The organism is Tepidisphaeraceae bacterium (genome assembly GCA_035998445.1).
Classification (GTDB): Bacteria; Planctomycetota; Phycisphaerae; order Tepidisphaerales; family Tepidisphaeraceae; genus DASYHQ01.
Window position 1 is genome coordinate 113,965 of record DASYHQ010000061.1, and the last position, 20,976, is coordinate 134,940.

Below are 20,976 nucleotides of genomic sequence, written 5' to 3' on the forward strand. Positions count from 1 at the left end.
GAACTTGGCGTCTTGGCGTGCTTGGCGCTAAACAACGAACAGCGACCGCCCCCCAGATCTTCCATTAAGCCATCGCGAATCGCCCAACCACAGACTATGATCGTTCACGCACGGCGTAGGCTGGCGGACGGTTCAGCATCGGGCGGGCACCATCGAGCACCTTTCAGCGACAATCTCACCGCAGTTGGCCGTCGCGTGGCTCACGCTCGAGTATTACTCGTGGGGCACGGCTGCGCTGGCGTTCGCGGCGTTGGCGATCCCGGTCGTTCTGCTGGGCATCCGCTCGCTGAACGGGCTGGGGCCGGTGCGCAAGTGGGTGGCGATCGGCACGCGGCTGCTGGTCATCGCGATGATCGTGCTGATCCTGGGGGGCGTGCGCTGGCAACGGCAGCACAAAGATCTGGAGGTGATGTTCCTGCGCGACGTCAGCCAGAGCGCCGAACAGGTGCAGGACGCGCCGGGCAAGACCGTGCAGGAAGGCGTGGTGGCCTACCTGAACGACATCAGCCGGCGCACCGACAAGCCGCGCGGCGACCGGATGGGCGTCATCAGCTTTGACAACAACGCGGCCATCGACGCGCTGCCCAACACGTCGCTGGCGCTCAACACGAGCGCGATCCGCGAGTCCGGCAGCGGCACGAACGTCGCCAGCGCGATTCAGTTGGCATTGGCCACGATGAACCGCGACGCGATGCACCGCATGGTGCTGCTGTGGGACGGCAACGCGACCGCAGGTGACGTGAACACCGCCATCGCGCAGGCGGCGGCGCAGAACGTGCCGATCGACGTGGTGCCGCTGAGCTATCAGGTGCAGCGCGAGATCACGATGGACAACCTCGTCGCCCCCACCTGGCGGCGCGAGAACGAGCCGTTCTCGGTTGATGTCTTCCTACGCAATACCAACGACGGCCCGGTGACGGGCACGCTCACCGTTCGCCACCAGGGCGAGGCGATGGACCTCGACCCGTACACGGCCGGTGCGCAGACGACGCGCCAGGTGACGCTGAACCCCGGCACCAACAAGCAAAGCGTCGCGGTGCCGCCGTTGCGCAGTGGGGGCGTGCATAAGTTCCGGGCGACGTTTGATCCGGACCCGATCGCCGGACCGGGCGGCGAGCCGATCGTGGCGGATACGCTGGCGCAGAACAACGCCAGCGAGGCCTTCACGTTCGTGCGTGGCAAGGGGAAGGTGCTGTACGTCGACAACACCGGCGGCTCGGGCAGCATGCTGCGCGATGCGCTGGCGCGGGAAGACGTGCTGATCGAGAACACCGACCACATCACGCCCGATGGCTTCCCGACCGACCTCGTGCGCCTGCAGGACTACGACGCCGTTATCCTGGCCAACGTGTCGCGCGGGGCGGGGGGGCTAAGCGATGAGCAACAGCGCCTGCTCGCCAGCTACGTGCACGACATGGGCGGCGGGCTGGTGATGATCGGCGGGCCCGACACCTTCGGCGCTGGCGGTTGGCAGGGCAGCCGGCTCGAAGAGGTGCTGCCGGTCGAGATGGACATTCCCGCCCAACGGCAGGTGGGCAAGGGGGCGCTGGTCGTCATCGTCCACTCGTGCGAGTTTCCCAACGGCAACTACTGGGGCGAACAGTGCGCGATTAAGGCGGCCGAGACGCTGAGCGCCAAGGATGACATCGGCGTCGTCACCTACAACTGGGGCACTGGCACCAGCCAGTGGGACTACCCACTGAGCGAGAAGGGGGATGGCAGCCAGGTGATGGCGGCCATTAAAGGCATGCAGGTCGGGGACATGCCCAGCTTCGACAACGCGATGGACGTCGCGCTGAACGGCGGCAAGCCGGGCGTGACGGGGTTAAAGGACTCCAACGCGCGGCAGAAGCACGTCATCATCATCTCCGACGGCGACCCGCAGGTGCCCAACCCACAGCTGGTGGCCCAGTATCAAGCGGCCAAGGTGAGCGTGAGCACGGTCAGCGTCTACCCGCATACGCAGAACCCCGGGCAGATGCCGCCGAACATGAAGTACATCGCCGACAACCTGAAGGGGAAGGCCTACGGCCCGGTGAACGACAACTTCAACACGCTGCCGCAGATCTTCATCAAGGAAGCGACGATCGTGCGGCGTAGTTTGATCCTGGAAGACTCCGCGGGCATCCCACTCAAGCTAACGCCCAGCAACAGCGACGTGATTAAAGGGCTGGACTTCGGCGCGCCCGTCTTTGGAATGGTGCTGACGAGCAAGAAGCAGAGCCCGCAGGTCGAGATGCCCCTGGTGGCCGGCAAGAACAACGACCCCGTGCTGGCCCACTGGCAGAGCGGCCTCGGCCGGGCGGCCGTCTTCACGCCCGATGCGCACAACAAGTGGAGCGCGGGGTACGTGGGGTCGGACCAGTTCGGCAAGTTCTGGGCGCAGGTCGTCCGCACCGTCGCCCGCCCACCCATGAGCGGCGACTTCGACGTGCAGACCACGCAGGATGGCGAGAAGGGGCGCATCACCGTGGAAGCGCTGAACCGCGACAACGCGTTCCTGAACTTCCTGAACATCAAGGGCAACGTGCTGGGGCCCAACGGCGAGCCGATCGACGTGCGCATGGTGCAGACCGCCCCGGGCGTCTACACCGGCGAGTTCGACGCGCCGCAGCAGGGCACGTACGCCGTCGGGCTAACCTACAGCGGCACCAACACCGGTGGCACGCTGCGCAGCGGCCTGGTGGTGAATGATTCGCCCGAGTTGCGCGCCCTGCGCAGCAACGAGACGATTTTGCAGCAGATCGCAGACCGCACGGGCGGCCGGGTGCTGCCGGCGTTCGACGCGAGCGCCGCCGACGTCTTCACCCGCCTCGGCGTAAAGCAGACGGCCAGCCCGTTGCCGGTGTGGGACTTGCTGCTGCCGTTCCTGCTGGCGCTGTTGATTCTGGACGTCGCCATCCGTCGAATTGCCTGGGACTGGGCCAGCACGAAGCGGCTGGCGACCGCCGGCGCGAACGTCATTCGCGGCTTCACGGTAACGACGCGCAAGGTGGAGACGCCGAACCTGTTCGAGACCTTGAAGCAGACTCGCGAGGGCGCCGCCGAGCAAACCCAGCAGGCCGCCGCGACGGTAACCCCCGCGGCCCGGCCTGACCCCTCGCGCAAGTTCGAGGCCAAGCCCGGCGCCGCGGCCGCCGCCGATGGGGACATCGCCGACGTGATCGGCGGCGCAACGAACAAGCCGATCCCGTCGGCTCCGAAAGCCACCACCCCCAAGGGCCTGCAGCCCGACGCCGGCGGCATGGGCAGCCTGTTGGAAGCCAAACGCCGTGCGCGCGAAAAGATGAACCGACAGGACGAGGAGAAATGATGAACCTCGCTACCGACACGCTAAACGTCGATCACGGAATCGATCGATCTCATCAAGATTAAAGGGAGATTCATGTTCAAACGCATCGCCGTTGCCACCGTCGCGTCGCTGGTGTTCGCCGTGCAGGCATTCGCGCAAGACCTTGATGCCATCAAGCCGTTCCTCAGCGACAAGACGATCGTCGTCGTCGATGTGGACTTGGCGAAGTTCGACCTGAAAGCCTTTGAAGCTAAAGCCATCAAAGCGATGGAGGACGCCAAGGTCGGCGAAGCCCAGATGAAGCAGGCTCGCGAGGAGATGACGGCCAACATGGCGCGCGGGCAGAAGTGGCTCGACGCGCTGAAGGACGCCAAGGCCCAGCGGGCGTTCGTGGTCGTGTCGATGCCGCAGGCCGGGCCCGGCGGGCCGCCGATGTTCACCGTCGTGCCTACTGCCGACGATGCCGCTGCCACCGCGGTGGGCAAGACGATCGATGAAGCGATGGCCAGCGGTGAAGGTGAGGGCGGGCCTCCGCCGACCGCCACGCACGAGCGCATCGGCAACGCCGTGGTGATCGGCGAGGCTCCGACGCTGGCGGCGCTGAAGACGATCAAGCCGGTCGACCGCGCCGACCTGGCCACCGCCCACGCCACCGCCACCAAGGCCGGCGACGGCGCGATCCGCGTCGCGTTCGCGCCCACGGGTCCGATGCGCGGCATGCTGATGATGGCGGCCGACCCGGTCGTCGCCAACGTGGTGAACGCCGGCGTGCAGCATGCCGGCCTGAGCGTGGGCCTGCCGCCGAACGAGTCGCTGAACCTCACGATTCAATCGAAGGACGCCAAGTCGGCCGAGGCGCTGGCGAAGCTCATCAACGGCTTCATGCAGGACCTGCCGCCCGGCGCGCCACCGGAGATGGCGATGCTGCAGCCCAATGCCGCGGGCGATACCGTAAAGCTGTCGCTCGATCAGGCCGCGATGACGAAGCTCATCGACGGCGTTTTGCCGTCCATGATTCGGGCTCGCAATACCGCGTTCGCCGTGAAGTCGGCGTCGAACATCCGCACACTGCTAATGATGACCATCATGTACGCCCAGACCCGCGACGGGCAGTACCCCGACACGCTCGCCGACCTGCGCGAGGGCCAGCAAATGCCGCAGCAGGCCTTCGACGAGTTGATGACCAACCCCGCCCAGCCCACCATGAAGCCCGGCTACATCTACATCAAGCCGAAAGACGCCGCGGCGGCCCCCGGGGGTTTGGTCATCCATGAGGCGTTCGAAGGACCCTTCCCCACTGACGGCGTGAACGTCGGTTTCGGTGACGGCAGCGTGCGGAAGATTGGAGACGAGGCGCAGTTCAACGAGTTGTTGAAGGCAGCGAAGTAGTCCGCGCGTCGCACGGTTTTCAACCCGTGTGTCCGACCGAAATCACGGGTTGAAACCCCGTGCCGAGATCAAAGGAATAGAATCCATGTCCCGCACCAACACTCCCCCCCAGATCGACCCCGCCATCGAGCAGGCCACCGCCGACTTCCGTCGCGATTATGCGACGGTGAAGGCCGAGATCGGCAAGGCGATCGTCGGGCACGACGACATCATCGACGGCGTCCTCACCTGCCTGTTCGTCGGCGGCCACGCGCTGCTGGAAGGCGTGCCGGGGCTGGGCAAGACGGCCCTTATCCGCGCGCTGTCGCAGGCGTTGCACCTGAAGTTCGGGCGCATTCAATTCACGCCCGACCTCATGCCCGCCGACGTCATCGGCACGAACATCATCCAGGAGGACGAGCACGGCCGGCGGCAGTTCAAGTTCATGGAAGGGCCGCTGTTCGCGCAGATCATCCTCGCTGACGAAATCAACCGCGCCACGCCCAAGACGCAGTCGGCGATGCTGGAAGCTATGCAGGAACGCCAGGTGACGGCCGGCGGTGACATCCGCAAGCTCGAGCGCCCGTTCTTCGTGATGGCGACGCAAAACCCGCTGGAACAGGAAGGCACCTACCCGCTGCCCGAAGCGCAGCTCGACCGGTTCTTCTTCAAGCTGATCGTGCAGTACAGCGGCCGGCAGGAACTGCACGAGATCCTGAACCGCACGACCGCCGGCGCGCAGCCCGACCTCACGCCCGTGTTGGATGCAAAGCGCATCATCGCTTACCAGGAACTCGTCCGGCGGGTCGTCATCGCGCCGCACGTGCAGGACTACGCGATCAGGGTCACGCTCGCCACCCACCCCGGCGGCATGTACGCGATCCCCATGACCGGCCAGTTCCTGCGCGTGGGGGCCAGCCCCCGCGCCGCCCAGGCGATCACCCTGGCCAGCAAGGTAAAAGCCCTGCTCGACGGCCGTTTCCACGTCAGCTTTGCCGACATCAAGGCCGTCGCCATCCCCGCGATGCGCCACCGCGTCATTCTGAACTTCGAAGGCGAGGCCGAGGGCATGACGACGGACATGGTGCTGGAACGGATTCTCGCGGATACGCCCACGAGCGTGGAAGAAGGGGCCACCGTGGCAGCGGCGGGGCGGCGGTGAAGAACAGCTTCCGGCGTGCCCCCGGCAGTGACTCCCGTGCCCCCGGGAACGACCGCCGTGCCTCCGGGAATGCCTCCCTTGATCGGTTAGCGGCCGAGCGTCCCGCCGAGTGCGTTCCCAATCACCTTCTGCGCAAGCGCCCGGGCCGCCGGGCTTTGCAGGAGGATCTTCGGATCATTTAACACGTCGCGCAGCGGCAGGGTGCCGCTGTAGGAGAGGGGGACGCGGACGGATTGGCCCAATAGCGCGGTGCCGCGGCCGGCGCTCAGGCCGGCGTCCAAGGAAAAGGGGATGTTGCCGCCGGTCTTTACCAGGGCTTGCTCGGCGGCCAGCAGGTTCTCGAACGTGACGGCGACGGGCAGCACGAGCGACCGCGTGCCCTTGGCGGGCAGCTCGCCGCCGGGCTCGGCCTTTCCGTCGAGCACCTTCGTGCCGCTGATCGACAGCCCGTAGTCGGCCGCGGTTAAGGGGACGGCGAAGGCGTTGGGGTTGGTCACGTCGACGTCGAAGTTCATCGTTAGCCCGGTCGCGTTGATCGCCCCCAGCGACATGCCCTTCACGGCGGCCGTCGGCTTCTCCAGTCCCGCGCCGGCACAGGCCAGGGATAAGAGGCAGAACGGGACGAGCACGAGCATGCGGAGGGTGGAGGTGATCATGTTCCGCAGCGTACCGTTCGGCGGCGCGTTTCGGCAAATTGTTTTGGGCTTGGGCCTGTTTGGGTTCGCGCCAAGAGCGCCAAGACGCCAAGGTCGCCAAGAAGAGAGAAGACGAGATAGAAAAAATGGAGAGGGGCAGAGGGCGCACCCCTGCGCGCATGCGCTTAGCCGCGTTTCCGTCTGCGACTCTCTATCCTCGCTTCCTCTTCTTGGCGTCTTGGCGTGCTTGGCGCGAATCCCCTCTTACGGCATCGCCACGTCCCTCGACAACAGAACCAGCGCTCCGCATCGCATCATTCCGCATTACGATGTGAAGATGGAAGGCCTGCCCCTGGAAGTCATGCGCGGCGACATCACGACGCTAAAGGTCGATGCGATCGTGAACGCCGCAAACGAATCACTGTTGGGCGGCAGCGGGGTCGATGGCGCCATTCACCGCGCCGCGGGGCCGCAGTTGCTGGAAGAGTGCCGCACGATCGGCGGCTGCCCGACGGGTGAGGCCCGGCTGACCAAGGGGTACAACCTACCGGCCAAGTATGTCATCCACACCGTCGGCCCCGTGTGGCGCGGCGGTCAGGAGGATGAAGACCAAGCCTTGGCGGCCTGCTATCGCCACAGTTTGTCACTTGCGATGCGCACGCACATTCGCACGATCGCGTTCCCGGCCATCAGCACCGGCGCCTATGGCTTCCCGATTGCCCGCGCCGCGCAGATTGCCACCGACGAGACGGAGCGGTTCCTCGTGACCTATCCGCAGTACTTCGACCGCGTGATATTCGTCTGCTTCGACGACGCGAGCTACGCCGCCTACCGGCACGCCGTGGACGTGCTGGACGAGCGGTGAACGCAGCTTCGGTTTGCCCGGCGGTCGGGGTTGGACATAAGATAGACAACGCGGGGGCGGTTCCCCTTTTTTCACGAAGTCGCGTCTTATGCCGAAGATCATCGTTCCTCCCAATACCGGGTCCGTCCGCGTCGCCATGGGGTTGGGTGGCAAGTTCACCGTGTGGAACGGCAAGCAGGGCCAGCACGAGTTCAGCGTCGCGTGCCGCAACCGCGCCGCCGCCGTGAAGCTGGCCGCCGAGATCAACGCGCGCCGCAAAGAGGGGACGATCGAGGTGGAGTTCGACCCGGCGAAATAGCTTATGCCTGCCACCGACACCGACAAACTTCTCTCCACCGAGTTCATGGCCCGCCTGGACCAGTTGGACCTCGTGTCGCGCAAGATGCTGGCGGGCAAGCTGAAGGGCGAGCGGCGCAGCAAACGGCGAGGGCAGTCGGTGGAGTTCGCTGACTTCCGCAACTACGTGATCGGCGACGATCTTCGCTTCATCGACTGGAACATCTACGGCCGGCTCGATCGGCTGTTCCTCAAGCTGTTTTTGGAAGAGGAAGACCTCTCGCTGTACATCCTGGTCGATGTCAGCAAGAGCAGCGACTACGGCACGCCGAACAAGGCCGCTTACATGAAGCAGGTGGCTGCGGCGCTGGGGTACGTGGGGCTGGTCAACTACAACCGCGTGAACATCGTGGCGCTGTCGGACAAGGTGGTCGCCGAGACCGGCCCGCTGCGTGGTCGCCAAAAAGTGCGGCAGATGATCGACTTCGTCGGCAAACTGGAACCGCAGGGCAGCAGCCACCTCGCCGAGGCCGCCAAGCGGTTTGCCTTGGCCAACCGCGGTAAGGGCGTCTGCGTCGTGCTGTCCGACTTCTTCGACAAGGCCGGCTACGAGAACGGCCTGCGCTACGTCGCCACCGGCACGTACGATCTGTTCGCAGTGCAGATCCTGAGCCCGCAGGAGATCGACCCTGATTTACAAGGCGACCTGAAGCTGCGCGACCTGGAAGATGACGACCTGGCCGAGGTCAGCATCACGGCGCCGCTGATCAAGCAGTACAAGACGAACCTGAACGCCTATTGCATGAGCGTGAAGGACTACGTCACCAAGCGCGGCGGCAGTTACCTGTTCAGCAGCACGGCGGTGCCGTTCGATACGCTGGTGCTGAATTACCTGAGGGATCGGGGGTTGCTGGGGTAGCGGTGCCGTAATGCACCTTGTGTAGCCGTTGTATAGATTGTCATCCCGAGGGGAGCGGTAGCGACCCGAGGGATCGCGCACAGGGAAACCATCATGAAGCGGTACGATGTCTACATCCTCGCAAGCCCCTCGCGCGTCTTGTACGTCGGCGTGACGAGCGACTTGGCCGGACGCATGCACCAGCACCGCAACAGGCTCGTACCCGGGTTCACTGCGAGATACGGCGTCACGCGACTCGTCTTTCGCGAGACGTTCGGCGACGTGACGCAGGCCATCGATTGGGAGAAGAAGATAAAAGGCTGGCGGCGAGAAAAGAAAGTAAAGCTGATCGAATCCGTCAACCCGGAGTGGCGAGACCTCTACGATGATTCGACGGAAGGTGGACCGGGGCCATCGCTGACTGTGGCGATCCCTCGGGTCGCTACCGCTCCCCTCGGGATGACAACCGGAGCGGGTGGCGACGTACTTGATGGGCCACCGATGACCCTTCGCGACCCGCTGCATCCGATCCGCCGTATACTTGGGTGATACATGTCCTGGTTCCCCACCTTCCTCAACCCCCTCACCGCCCTCATCGCGGCGGCGATCGCGATTCCGTCGCTGCTGTTGCTGTACTTCTTAAAGCTCCGGCGGCGCGAGGTGGCGGTGTCGTCCACCATTCTTTGGCGCAAGGCGATTCAGGACCTTCAGGTCAACTCGCCGTTCCAGAAGCTGCGGAAGAACCTCCTGCTGTTGCTACAGATGCTGCTGCTGATCGCGCTGCTGCTGGCGCTGTCGCGGCCCATGGCGAAGCTGGCGGCGACGGCGGGGAAGACGAGCGTTATTTTGATCGACCGCTCCGCCAGCATGAGCGCGCCCGACGTGGATGGCGGCACCCGGCTGGATGAGGCCAAGCGGCGGGCCCGCGACCTCGTGAACACCATGGGGCGCGGCAGCAGCGCGATGGTGATCGCGTTCGACGACGTGCCGCAGACCATGCAGCCGTTCACCAGCGATGCGCAGGCGCTGCGCAACGCGATCGATTCCATCCAGCCCACCGACCGCAAGAGCCGACTGCAGCAGGCGTATCAGTTGGCGGATGCGCAGGTGCAGTTCCTGCCCGAGCAGAACCGCACGAACAAGGAACCGCCGGACGTGTGGTTGTATTCCGACGGCCGCATTGCCGATCCGGAAAACCTGCGGCTGACGGGTAACCTGAAGTACGAAAAGCTGGGTTCCGACGACACCTCGAACATCGCCGTGGTGGCGGTGTCGGCGCGGCGGAACTACGAGCGGCCGACGGAAGTGCAGGTGTTTGCGCGGCTGGCGAGCTTCGGGCCGCAACCCGTTGAAGCGCCCGTGCAGCTGTCGGTCGCGGCGATCGATCCGGCCGATCCGACGAACCTGAATTTTCAGGTCAACCGCGTTGCCGGCACGAGCCTGGTGCCGGACCGGTGGGGGACGGACAAGCGCGAGCAGGAGGTGAAGGCGCGAAATTTGTCGCCGCGCGAAGGCGTGGAGTTCACGCTGGAACTCGACACGGGTGCGGTGCTGAAGATCGAGCAGACGAACACCGATGGCGACGGCTTGGCCGCCGACGACGTGGCATACGTGGTGGTGCCTCCGCCACGAAATTTGGCGGTGTTGTACGTCGATGGGGGCGATGGCAACCCGTTCATCGAGCGGGCGCTGGACAGCCTGGACCTGAAGGACATGAAGCGGCTGACGCCGCAGCAGTACGAGGCCCAGATCCCGACCGAATTCGATGTCATCGTCTTCGATCGCTACTCGCCCACCGCGCTGCCCCCGGCCGGCAACTTCGTATATCTGGGTGGCGTGCCACCGAACACGAAGCTGACGGCCGAGACGAAGGAGGGCAAGCGCGTGGTGGCGGAGGGGGGCGAGGTGCTCGACTGGAAGCGCGACCACCCGATCCTGCGGCACCTGGTGCTGTCGAAACTCTACGCCGCCGAGATGCTGAGCCTGCAACCGCCGCTGGATGCCGAAGTGCTGATCGAGGGCGTGAACGGGCCCATGCTGGTCCTGTATCGCGAGGGGCGCGGCACGCACCTGGTGGTGTCGTTCGACACGCTGCAGAGCAACTGGCCCACCCGGCCGAGCTTTCCGGTGTTCGTCTACAACGCGATGCAGTTCCTGGCGCTCGGCACCGACATGAACGTGCGCCAGGCGTATGACCCCGGCGCGTCGCCGGTCATTCCCGCTCAGAACCTGCAGCGGGCGGGTGAAAGCGTTCGCCGGGTGCGGTTGAACGGCCCGGGTGGCTCGCGTGAGATCGACGTGCCACCGACCGGCGAGTTCGCGCTGCCGCCGTTGAACCAGGCCGGCATTTACACGCTGACGCCCGCCGTGCCACAGTTCGAGCAGATCGCGGTGAACCTGGTCGACCCGAGCGAGAGCAACCTGCTCCCCGTCGACACCGCGCCCGGCGGCGTCGGTGAGGCCGTCGCCACCACCAGTGGCCCGGCCCGCACGGAACTGTGGTGGTGGATCATCGCCTGCGTCGGCGTGCCGTTGCTGATGATCGAATGGTGGGTGTATACGCGGCGCGTGCACCTGTAGACCGCGTCTTCCACGTCATTCTTCTGTAGGACAGGCATTCCTGCCTGTCTCTCCCCCCGTATTTCTTTCTGCTTCCCTTTTGTGGCACAGGCATTCCTGTCTGTGTCTCTTCTCTGTCTTTCCGCCTTTCCGCTGCCGGTGGGGCGGTCCATTCTTGTCTGTCTCTCTTTCGCTTGTCAGGAAGGAAGAGACGCGAAGACGCGAAGGCGCGAAGGAGGGGGCGAAGGAAAACGAAGGGCGTTGCGCTAATACGACGTCTACCGCGCAGCGCGGGCGTAGAGATGGATAGCCTGTTCTTTGACAACCGAATACGCGATGCGGTGGACCGCACCGGCCACCGGATCGACCACCCGATGTTGCACAATGGTGCAAAATGGTGCACGGAATCGCAGTTTGTCTTACCCAAACCGCCGTCGCGAGTGGCTTTGTCCTCTTCGCGGTTCTTCGCGTCTGCCCTTTGCGACCTTCGCGTTCTATTCTGGTGCGCAAGAGAGACAGACAAGAATGTCCGTCCCGCCAAGAGAAGGAAGACAGTAGAGACACAGGCACGAATGCCTGTGCCACAGAAGAGAGAATACGGGGGGAGAGCGGGGGGAGAGACAGGCAGGAATGCCTGTCCTACAGAAGAGCATCCTGCCGGTCTCTCCGCCGCCGATGGTATCAACCCAGCTTGGCCAGTTCCGCCTCGGCGTCGGCCAGTTGTTGCTGCGTTTGCTGCACCAAATGCGGCGGGGCCTTGGCGGTGTAGGCGGTGTTGCTGAGGCGGCCCTTCAGCGCGGCGATCTGCTTCGCCAAATCGTCCCGCTGTTTGGCGATGCGGGCCTTCTCGGCGTTCTCGTCGACCAGACCCTCGATGTACACCTCGCACGCGCCGGCGGTGGCGCGCACGCTGTTAGCGGGGGGCGCCAGCAGTTCGTTGACGATGGCCGTCACCTTGCAGGTCGCCAGCGTCTCCACCAGTTCGGGATAGGCGGCGATCTGCTCGCCGCCGCACTGCGGCGCGACGATCGTCACGTTCACGCTCTTCTTCGGGTCCACCTTGTACGTGTTGCGCACGTTGCGGATGCCGACGATCAGCGCCTGGAACTGCTCCATGATCGCCTCGGCGGCGTCATCGGTCGGGCCGGCGGTGGGCCATTTGGCTTTGATCAGCCGCTGGCTTGGCGGGCAGTCGATCAAACTGGGCAGGCCGCGCGTGGGGCGGATTTCGTTCAACTGCCAGAAGATCGTTTCGGTGATAAACGGGATCATCGGGTGCAGCAGCCGCAGCGAACCGTCGATGATCGTCGCCAGCACGGCGCTCGTCTGCGGCGCGCGGGCGGGGTCCTTCATCGCGGGCTTGATGGCCTCCACGTACCAGTCGCAGAAGTCGCGCCAGAAGAAGTCGTAGCAGCCCTTGGCGTACTGGTCGAACCGGTAGACGGCCAAGGCCTTGTTCGCCTCGTCCACGGTGCGGTTGAAGCGACTGATGATCCACCGGTCGGCTAGCGACAGGCTCTGCGCCGTGGCATGGGCGTCTCGCCCATGTGGGTCAGCAGGCGAAAAGATTTGATTTGGGTCAGATGCTTTGGCCGCGCCGTTGGCAGAAATAGAATCGCTGGTTCCCTCCACAGGCATGGGCGAGACGCCCATGCCACGGCCGGAGGCGTCCATCCCCTGCAGGTTGCTCATCGCGAAGCGGCAGGCGTTCCACAGCTTCGTGGCGAAGTTCCGGCCAAGGTCGAACTTGTCGCTGGTCATGCGACCGAGCGGGGCATCGGGCGAACCCTTCAGCATGCCCAGCGGGCGGGTGACGGTCGTCTTGCACTTGGGGCAGGTCACCGTTTCGATCTTCGCGCTTTCCGGGTTGGCGATCAGCGTGCCGCAGGACGGGCAGACGATCTTCACCGGCATGCGGGCGTCCTGCGTCTCGGTCGCCATGGTGGTGAGGGTGAAACGCAGGGCATCGGCCCCGTGGGTGTCAATGATGTCGACGGGGTCCACCCCGTTGCCGGCCGATTTGCTCATGCGCTTGCCGTGCTCGTCGAGGATGGTGGGGTTGATCGCGACATGGGCGAAGGGGATGCCGAGCGCTTTCTCTTGTCCCCTCTCCCGGTACGCCGGGGGAGGGTTAGGGAGGGGGCTCCTGTCGTCTGCGGAGTTGCCAGCAGAACGGCCCCCACCCCTGCCCTCCCCCGGAGTACCGGGAGAGGGGGTAAGAGAGAAGCTGCCGCCCATGTTGTACATCCCCATCATCACCATGCGGGCGACCCACAGCGTGATGATGTCGCGGCCGGTGAGCAGGACGCTGGTTGGATACCACTTCGCCAAGTCCGCCGTCGCCGCCGGCCACCCGAGCGTGCTGTGCGGCCACAACGCGGAGGAGAACCAGGTGTCGAGGACATCCGGGTCTTGGGTGTACTCATCACCGAGCATCACGCCTCCACCCGGTTGCTCATTCGGCCCACTTAAGCACACATATGCGCGGACCATTCCGTCACCGATGCGTTCCGCGAAGAACGCCATCTCGCTTGTCGAGCCTGGAGGGGACCAGACGACCACTTTGCTGAAGGTCGTGGGGTCGTCGTTGTCATCGAATGCGTTTTCGCGTTGAAACTCGTACCAATCCGATCTGTATTCTTCTTCGGTTAAGGTTTCGCTCCACACCGGAATCCGATGTCCCCACCACAACTGCCGCGAGATCGGCCAATCGCGCTTCTCGCCCAGCCATGACAAATACTGCTGCGCGTGCCGTTCCGGGAAGAACTTGATCGTGCCGTTGCGCACCACCTCCAGCGCCGGTTCGGCCAGTGGGGCCATCTTCACGAACCACTGGTCGGACAGGTACGGCTGAATCGCGGTCTTGCTGCGGTCGGAGAAGCTGACGTTGGCCTCGTGCGGCTTGATGTCGGCCTCGGTCATATAGCCGCCGACGATCAGGTCTTCCACCACCTTCTTGCGGGCGGCGGTGAACGTGAGGCCGGTGTAGGCGGACCAGGACGCGTCGGCGTCGTTCACCTTGCCGTCGGGGGTCATCAGGTTCAGGATCGCGATCTCGGTTGGCGTGCCCTTGTGGCGGGCGTAGACGGCGTAGTCGTTGGGGTCGTGGGCGGGCGTCACCTTCACCACGCCGCTGCCGAAGGTCATGTCGACGAGAATCGGGTCGCCGATGATCGGGATCAGCCGGCCGGTCAGCGGCAACTTCACCTGCTTGCCGATCGCCCAGTTCCACCGCGGATCGTCCGGATGCACCGCGACGGCGGTGTCGGCGAGCATCGTTTCGGGGCGCGTCGTGGCGACGGTCATCACCGTGGCATGGGCGTCTCGCCCATGCATGTCAGCAGGCGAAGAGATCTTATTTGTTTCATTCGCTTCGGCCGCGCGGTTGCCACTAATTGAATTGCTTGGACCCCCTGCATGCATGGGCGAGACGCCCATGCCACGGTCATCCACGATCGGGTACTTGATGTGCCAGAGGTTCGTCTTCACCGTCTCGGTGTACAGCTCGTCGTCGCTGATGCTGGTGAGCAGGTGGGTGTCCCAGTTCACCAGGCGCTTGCCGCGGTAGATCAGGCCGTCCTTGAACAGCTTGAAGAACGTCTCGCGGACGGCGGTGGCGCACATCTCGTCCAAAGTGAAGCGCTGGCGGTCCCAGTCGCAGGAACAGCCGAGGCGCTTCAGCTGGCTGATAATGCGGTCGCCGTACTGCTGCTTCCAGTCCCAGATGCGCTCGACGAGGCCCTCGCGGCCCACGTCGTGCCTTGTCTTGTTTTCCTTCTCCTTCAGCTGCTTTTCCACCACCGCCTGCGTGGCGATGCCGGCGTGGTCGAGGCCGGGAATCCAGACGGCGTTCTTGCCCTCCATGCGGGCCTTGCGCGTCAGGATGTCCTGTAGCGTGTTGTTGATCGCGTGGCCCAAATGCAGCGCACCCGTCACGTTCGGTGGCGGGATGACGATCGCGAACGGCTCGCCGGCGTCGGTGGGGTCGGCGTGGAAGCATTTCTCGTCCAGCCACGTCTGATACGCGGCGGCTTCGACGGTGGTGGGGTCGTAGGTCTTGGGCAGTTCGGTGGCGGCCATAGCGCAGTCCGGCTTTCAATAAAAATCGGCAATCGACAATCGCAAATCGGCAATGAGAATACGGGGGTGGGGTTCAGCCGACAATCGGTCGGACAGAACCCTATCGTACGACGAGCGTGGGGGCGAGGCGGATCATTCGGATCTTACCTTATCGGCTGCGAAGACACCCGGCAACCCCATGCGCGGTGAAGGCGGCCCCGCGGCGCAGCTTCCGGCATGGTCAGCGGCGGGGCGGGCTGCTACCGTGGCCGCCCAATGCGGTCGCCGCCGGCGCTTTTGACCATTCTCGCGTTTCTGGCATACGTCAGCCTGGGCTTGCCCGATGCCGTTCCGGGGGTGGCGTGGCCATTTATTCGTGAAACGTTCAAACTGCCGATCAGCTCGCTGGGGACGCTGCTGGTGACCAGCATGGGGGGGTACCTTGTCGCCAGCTTTTACAGCGGAAGGCTCGTTAACCGCATCGGCGTCGGCGGTGTGCTGGCGGGCAGTGGGGCGTTGATCGTCGCAGGCATGACGGGGTACGCGCTGGCGCCCAACTGGCCGGTGATGGTGGGGTTCGCCGTCTTCGCGGGGCTGGGGGCCGGGGCGATTGACGCGTCGCTGAACCTGTACGCCGCCAATCACTTCCGGCCACGGTTGATGGTTTGGCTGCATGGGTGCTGGGGCGTTGGGGCGGTCATCGGGCCGCTCGTGATGACGGCGATGGTGACCTCGCGCTACGGCTGGCGCGGCGGGTACGCGGTGCTGGCGGTGATGATCGCGGCGCTGTCGATCGCGTTCCTCTTCACGCTTCGCCAGTGGGACGACGATCCGGAACCGGTAGAAGGCGCCCCGCCCCCGCCCGCCGCAGTCTCGTTCTCGACGGCGCTAACCGACGTGCGCGTCTGGCTGAACGTGCTGCTCTACTTCTTCTACACCGGACTGGAAATCTCGGTCGGCGCATGGATTACCAGCCTGATGCGCGAGGCCCGCCATGTGCCCGAAGCCCAAGCCGGCACGGCGACCGCGTTCTACTTCGCCAGCATTACGGCAGGGCGGTTCGTGATCGGGTCGATCGCCAACCGCGTGCCGTCGGAACTGATCGTGCGCGCCGCGACCTGGCTGGCACCGCTGGTGATTCTGCTGATCTGGCTGCCCAAATCGTACAGCATCAACGTCGTCGCCCTCATGCTGCTGGGATTCCTGATCTCCCCGCTGTTCCCCCTGTGGATGTCCCTGACGCCCGTGCGATTAGGCCCCGCAGTCACCGCCCACGCGGTGGGCCTGCAGATGGCGGCCGCGAGTTTGGGCATGTCCCTGATCCCCGGCGCCCTCGGCTACATCGCCCGCTGGCAGGGCTTAGAGGCCATCCCGATCGCGTTCCTGGCGCTGGCGCTCATCGTGCTGACCATCCACGAGTTCGCGAGGCGGATGACGGTGCGGTAGGGGAGCGTGGGCTTCAATCTTCTGTAGGACCGGCATTCTTGCCTGTCTCTCCCCGAATTTTCCAGAATCAAAATCCCAAGCCCCAATGGCCAAACAAATGACCAAGCACCAAATCACAATCGGAAAGACTCCCTGCTCTTGTGTCTGCCTCTGTGCTCTCCGTGTCCTCTGTGGTTCAACCTCTTCTTCGCGCTACCCTTCGCGACTCCTTCGCGGCCTTCGCGTCTAACTCTTCTGCATTGAATACGGGGGGAGAAGCAGACAGGGGGGAGAGACAGGCAGGAATGCCTGTCCTACAGAAGAGCGCACCGGGGGGTGCTATCGAAAACCTGACATCTGGCAGATCCGAAATTGACAGTCACCCGTACCCCCGTTAACGTCGCCCCACAGTTCAGAGTTGGCCCTGGCCACCGTTCGAACGGCCATTGAAAGGCGCGACTTTTGGCTGCGATCGTCGTCATCCCGGCACGTTACGGCTCTACCCGCTTTCCCGCCAAAATTCTCGCCGCAGAGACCGGCAGGCCGCTCGTTCAACACGTGGTAGACCGCGCCAAACGCTGCAAACGCGTCCGTGAGGTGCTGGTGGCGACGGACGACCCCCGCATCGTCGATGCGTTGCGGCCGTTCGAGACGAGTTGCGTGATGACCTCGCCGGCCCACCCCAGCGGCACCGACCGCATCGCGGAAGTGGCGGCCAACCGGCAGGACAACGGCGACGACATCATCGTCAACGTGCAGGGGGACGAACCGGAAATCGAGCCGGAGACGATTGATGCGCTCATCGAACGCCTGGAAACATCGCAAGACGACATGGCGACCGCGGCCACGCTGTTTCGGAATGATGCGGACGTGGCCAACCCCAACCTCGTGAAGGTCGTGATGGGGTTGGACGGGCGGGCGGTCTATTTCTCGCGCAGCCCGATCCCGTTTCGGCGCGAGGCGACCTTTTCCGAGAACGCGGCGTACTACTTGCATCTGGGCATATACGCGTACCGACGCGACTTCCTGTTAAAGTACGCCGCCTGGCCACCCACGCCCTTGGAACAGACCGAAAAGCTCGAGCAATTGCGTGCCTTGGAGCACGGCTGTTCGATGTACGTGCACGTCGTGAACCGCGCGACGCACGGGGTGGATACGAAGGAACAGTACGACGCGTTTGTCAGACGATTTAAGGAGGGTCATTAGTCATCGGTCATTCGTCACTCGTCCGGAAGAGATCGTCTTTCGCTAGTGACCAATGACCAATGACCAGTGACTAACAAAAATGAGCAACGAAGAACTACTCGCCAAGATCGGTCAATCGAACGCGGCCGACGAGACCGAGTTTTACACGCCGATGCCACCGGGCTACCGCAAGGGCCATCACAAGTACGTGATCGTCGTCGGCACCGTCATGAGCGGGCTGGGCAAGGGCATCTTCAGCTCGTCGCTCGCCAAGCTGATGAAGGACAAGGGGATGGTCGTCGCGCCGATCAAGATGGAGGGGTACCTCAACATCGACAGCGGCACGCTCAACCCGTACCGGCATGGCGAGGTGTTCGTGCTGGACGACGGCATGGAGACCGACATGGATCTGGGCACCTACGAGCGCCTGCTCGACCAGAACCTGGGGGCGGCCAACTTTACCACCAACGGGCAGATTCTGTCGGCCGTGCTGAAGAAGGAACGCGAGGGGGGCTACCTCGGCCGCGACGTGCAGGTCATCCCGCACGTGGTGGGCGAGGTGAAACTGAAGCTGCGCGAACTGGCGGCCAAGAGCAACGCCGACGTCGTCTTTGTCGAGGTCGGTGGCACGGTCGGCGACTACGAGAACTCGTTCTACCTGGAGGCCTGCCGTCAGCTGGCGTACGAGGAGGGGGAAGGGTCGGTCATCTTCGTCGCCCTTACGTACGTGCTGGAACCGGGCGCCCTTGGCGAGCAGAAGAGCAAGGCGGCGCAGCTGGGCATCAAGCGGTTGATGGAGGTCGGCATCATGCCGCACATCATCACGTGCCGCGCGAGCAACCCGGTGAAGGAGAAGGTCCGCGAGAAGATATCGATGTACACGAACGTGCCGATGAAGCGCGTCATCACGATGCACGACGTCGACAGCATCTACTCGATCCCCGAAAGTTTGCGCGAGGCCGGCATCGACCGAGAAGTGCTGACGCTGCTGGACCTGCACGACCGCGTGAACCAGCGCAACGAGGACCAGGCGCGCATGAAGTGGCGCTGGTTCAGCGAGAACATCGGTAAGGCCAAGAAGGACATCACGCTTGCCGTCACCGGAAAGTACGTCAGCCTGCGCGACGCCTACGCCAGCATCATCAAGGCCGGCGAACACTGCGGCGTGCACCTCGGCGTGAACGTGAACTTCAAGTGGCTCGACACCACCGCGATCGACCCGGCGAATGTCGTCAAACGCCTCGGTGACTGCCACGGCATCATCGTGCCCGGCGGGTTCGGCATTCGCGGCACCGAGGGCAAGATCGAGTGCATTCGCTACGCCCGTGAAGCCAAGGTGCCGTACCTGGGCCTCTGCCTGGGCTTCCAGATGGCGGTGATCGAGTACGCGCGCAACGTCATCGGCATCAAGGACGCCAACAGCACCGAGTTCGCCCCCGGCTGTCGCAACGCGCTGATCGACATTTTGCCCGAGCAGAAGAAGATCGAAGGCCTCGGCGGCAACATGCGCCTGGGTGGCAAGGACGTGCTGATCAAGCAGGGCACGCTGGCCGCCCGCTTGTTCAACAACGCCGAGAAGATCCGCCTGCGCTTCCGCCATCGGTACGAGGTCGACCCGCAGTACGTGGCGCAACTGGAAGAGGCCGGCATGATCTTCAGCGGCAAGGCGCCCGACTACCCGATCATGCAGATCCTGGAGCTGTCGCAGGACGTGCATCCGTACTTCATCGGCACCCAGGCCCACCCCGAGCTGACCAGCCGCCCATTGACGCCCCAACCGCTGTTCATGGGCCTGGTCAAAGCCGCCATGGAATACGCCGACAAGGGCGGCGTCCCCGAACGCGAGAAGCAGACGGTTTAACTCGTTTTTAACGCAGAGGCGCAGAGCAGCACGCCGAGTACGCAGAGGAAGAAGAAGCCAGGCAAAAAGGGCTTTGTCTTCCTCTGCGTCACTCTGCGCGTTTCTCTGCGCCTCTGCGTTGAACCGATCTATCGAGAGACGCCGGTCATGGCGACTTCGGCCAAAGCGTCGGTGGCGAAGCGGACGTCCTGCTTGCTCAGGAAGGGGCCGAAGCTGAAGCGGGTGGTGCCGCCGGTGGCGACGGTGCCGATGGCGGTGTGGGCGAGGGGGGCGCAGTGGATGCCGCTGCGGGTGAGGATGCCGTAGTGGGTTTCGAGGATCGCCGACAGTTCGTGCGGGTCGAGGCCATCGATGCGGACGCTGAAGACACCGATGCGGTCGCGGACGCCTTGGGGGCCGTAGTAGGTCAGGCCGTCGATCTCGCTGACGCCTTCGATGAAGGTGCGGACGAGGTCGAGGTCGTGGGCGTGGATCGCAGCGACCGTCTTCTCAAGCACGTAGCGGACGCCTTCGCTCAGGCCGGCGATGCCGATCGCGTTGTGGCTGCCGGGCTCGTACTTGTCGGGCATAAAGTCGGGTTGCGTGTCGTGCTCGCTGACGGAGCCAGTGCCCCCCTCCTTCAGCGGGCGCAGGATCTTTTCCAAGCCCGGTCGGATGTAGAGGAAGCCGGTGCCGAGCGGGCCGAGCAGCGCCTTGTGTCCCGGGGCGGCCAAGAGATCGATGCAGTCGGTTTGCACGTCGATCGGCAGGTGCCCGACGGACTGGGCGGCGTCGACGATGAACGGCACCGCCGCCTCGCGGGCGATCTGGCCGATGGCCCGGATGTTCTGCACGGTGCCAGTGACGTTGCTGACGTGCGTGATCGCGATCAACTTCGTGTCCCGCCGAACGGCCTTGCGGATGGCGTCGGGGTCGACCAGGCCGGTCTTCGGATCGACCGCGACGCGCGTCTGTTCGCACCAGCCGCGCTCGGCGAGGGCGTTTAAGGGTCGCAGGATCGAGTTGTGGTCGATGTGCGTGCAGATCGCGTGGCTCGACTTGGGCGTGGGGTCGATCAGGCCCTTGATGGCGAGGTTCAGAGCGTCGGAGCAATTCAGCGTGAAGATGACGTGCTCAGCCCGCTCGCCGTTGATGAGCGTATTGATGCGCTTGCGACAGTCGTGCAGAAGACGCGCCGATTCCACCGCCTCGGCGTAGGCGCCGCGACCGGCGCTGGCGCCGATCTCGGTCGCGTAACGCGTCATTGCCTCGATTACGCCACTGGGCTTGGGAAAGCTGGTGGCGGCGTTGTCGAGGTACAGGCGGCGCGGGGCAAAATCAGGTACGGCACTCATCGGGCCAAATCATAGGCCGATGGACGGTTGGGGGGAAGGTGAGGAGATGAAGCCGGA

At 64.4% G+C, this 20,976-nt stretch carries 14 protein-coding genes; 11 read left to right on the plus strand and 3 right to left on the minus strand.

All coding sequences use genetic code 11. The annotated features are described in order from the left end of the window. Positions 1-184: 184 nt before the first annotated feature. The 3 genes from VGN72_22925 (at position 185) to VGN72_22935 (ending at position 5,822) form a co-directional block, all read left to right on the plus strand. Positions 185-3,313, plus strand: coding sequence for a VWA domain-containing protein (locus VGN72_22925; protein ID HEV7302210.1), 3,129 nt, complete (start codon positions 185-187; stop codon positions 3,311-3,313). A 72-nt stretch (positions 3,314-3,385) separates the two neighbouring features. Then, entirely contained in the window at positions 3,386-4,681 is a 1,296-nt protein-coding gene (locus VGN72_22930; GenBank protein HEV7302211.1) for an H-X9-DG-CTERM domain-containing protein, read from the plus strand. A gap of 85 nt (positions 4,682-4,766) precedes the next feature. Then, positions 4,767-5,822 carry a MoxR family ATPase gene (locus VGN72_22935; GenBank protein ID HEV7302212.1) on the plus strand — a complete coding sequence of 352 codons (1,056 nt, stop codon included), beginning with the start codon at positions 4,767-4,769 and terminating at the stop codon, positions 5,820-5,822. A gap of 86 nt (positions 5,823-5,908) precedes the next feature. Here the strand turns inward: VGN72_22935 and VGN72_22940 are convergent, their stop codons facing one another. Next, positions 5,909-6,478 carry an LEA type 2 family protein gene (locus VGN72_22940; protein HEV7302213.1) on the minus strand — a complete coding sequence of 190 codons (570 nt, stop codon included), beginning with the start codon at positions 6,476-6,478 and terminating at the stop codon, positions 5,909-5,911. 316 nt (positions 6,479-6,794) lie between these two features. On the opposite strand from VGN72_22940, the gene VGN72_22945 reads away from it, so the two are divergent. The 5 genes from VGN72_22945 to VGN72_22965 all read left to right on the plus strand — a co-directional run bounded on the left by VGN72_22945 (position 6,795) and on the right by VGN72_22965 (position 11,076). Further along, on the plus strand, positions 6,795-7,322 hold the full coding sequence (locus tag VGN72_22945) for an O-acetyl-ADP-ribose deacetylase (GenBank protein HEV7302214.1): 528 nt from the start codon (positions 6,795-6,797) through the stop codon (positions 7,320-7,322). An 88-nt stretch (positions 7,323-7,410) separates the two neighbouring features. Beyond that, positions 7,411-7,620 (plus strand): hypothetical protein, encoded by a 210-nt coding sequence (locus VGN72_22950; protein HEV7302215.1) that lies wholly within the window; start codon positions 7,411-7,413, stop codon positions 7,618-7,620. A 3-nt stretch (positions 7,621-7,623) separates the two neighbouring features. Further along, a complete protein-coding gene (locus VGN72_22955) occupies positions 7,624-8,517 on the plus strand; it encodes a DUF58 domain-containing protein (protein HEV7302216.1) in 894 nt (297 codons plus the stop codon). A gap of 93 nt (positions 8,518-8,610) precedes the next feature. Then, positions 8,611-9,045: a GIY-YIG nuclease family protein gene (locus VGN72_22960; protein ID HEV7302217.1), complete on the plus strand. Its 435-nt coding sequence runs from the start codon at positions 8,611-8,613 to the stop codon at positions 9,043-9,045. 3 nt (positions 9,046-9,048) lie between these two features. Then, a complete protein-coding gene (locus VGN72_22965; GenBank protein HEV7302218.1) occupies positions 9,049-11,076 on the plus strand; it encodes a VWA domain-containing protein in 2,028 nt (675 codons plus the stop codon). A 660-nt stretch (positions 11,077-11,736) separates the two neighbouring features. On the opposite strand, the gene VGN72_22970 is transcribed toward VGN72_22965, so the two are convergent. After that, positions 11,737-15,135: a valine--tRNA ligase gene (locus tag VGN72_22970; protein ID HEV7302219.1), complete on the minus strand. Its 3,399-nt coding sequence runs from the start codon at positions 15,133-15,135 to the stop codon at positions 11,737-11,739. A gap of 255 nt (positions 15,136-15,390) precedes the next feature. On the opposite strand from VGN72_22970, the gene VGN72_22975 reads away from it, so the two are divergent. The 3 genes from VGN72_22975 to VGN72_22985 all read left to right on the plus strand — a co-directional run bounded on the left by VGN72_22975 (position 15,391) and on the right by VGN72_22985 (position 19,585). Beyond that, positions 15,391-16,560: an MFS transporter gene (locus tag VGN72_22975; GenBank protein HEV7302220.1), complete on the plus strand. Its 1,170-nt coding sequence runs from the start codon at positions 15,391-15,393 to the stop codon at positions 16,558-16,560. Positions 16,561-17,001: 441 nt separating this feature from the next. Continuing rightward, a complete protein-coding gene (gene kdsB / locus VGN72_22980; GenBank protein ID HEV7302221.1) occupies positions 17,002-17,745 on the plus strand; it encodes a 3-deoxy-manno-octulosonate cytidylyltransferase in 744 nt (247 codons plus the stop codon). 79 nt (positions 17,746-17,824) lie between these two features. Continuing rightward, positions 17,825-19,585, plus strand: coding sequence for a CTP synthase (locus VGN72_22985; protein ID HEV7302222.1), 1,761 nt, complete (start codon positions 17,825-17,827; stop codon positions 19,583-19,585). A gap of 128 nt (positions 19,586-19,713) precedes the next feature. Here VGN72_22985 and VGN72_22990 read toward each other — a convergent pair whose 3' ends face one another. Beyond that, positions 19,714-20,919, minus strand: coding sequence for an aminotransferase class V-fold PLP-dependent enzyme (locus tag VGN72_22990; GenBank protein HEV7302223.1), 1,206 nt, complete (start codon positions 20,917-20,919; stop codon positions 19,714-19,716). Between the last annotated feature and the right edge of the window lie 57 nt (positions 20,920-20,976).

Coding starts and splice junctions, on each gene's coding strand:
- VGN72_22955 (HEV7302216.1), top strand. CDS start 7,624: ATGCCTGCCACCGACACCGACAAACTTCTCTCCACCGAGTTCATGGCC.
- VGN72_22950 (HEV7302215.1), top strand. CDS start 7,411: ATGCCGAAGATCATCGTTCCTCCCAATACCGGGTCCGTCCGCGTCGCC.
- VGN72_22970 (HEV7302219.1), bottom strand. CDS start 15,135: ATGGCCGCCACCGAACTGCCCAAGACCTACGACCCCACCACCGTCGAA.
- VGN72_22975 (HEV7302220.1), top strand. CDS start 15,391: ATGCGGTCGCCGCCGGCGCTTTTGACCATTCTCGCGTTTCTGGCATAC.
- VGN72_22985 (HEV7302222.1), top strand. CDS start 17,825: ATGAGCAACGAAGAACTACTCGCCAAGATCGGTCAATCGAACGCGGCC.
- VGN72_22990 (HEV7302223.1), bottom strand. CDS start 20,919: ATGAGTGCCGTACCTGATTTTGCCCCGCGCCGCCTGTACCTCGACAAC.
- VGN72_22945 (HEV7302214.1), top strand. CDS start 6,795: ATGGAAGGCCTGCCCCTGGAAGTCATGCGCGGCGACATCACGACGCTA.
- VGN72_22965 (HEV7302218.1), top strand. CDS start 9,049: ATGTCCTGGTTCCCCACCTTCCTCAACCCCCTCACCGCCCTCATCGCG.
- VGN72_22940 (HEV7302213.1), bottom strand. CDS start 6,478: ATGATCACCTCCACCCTCCGCATGCTCGTGCTCGTCCCGTTCTGCCTC.
- VGN72_22935 (HEV7302212.1), top strand. CDS start 4,767: ATGTCCCGCACCAACACTCCCCCCCAGATCGACCCCGCCATCGAGCAG.
- VGN72_22930 (HEV7302211.1), top strand. CDS start 3,386: ATGTTCAAACGCATCGCCGTTGCCACCGTCGCGTCGCTGGTGTTCGCC.
- VGN72_22960 (HEV7302217.1), top strand. CDS start 8,611: ATGAAGCGGTACGATGTCTACATCCTCGCAAGCCCCTCGCGCGTCTTG.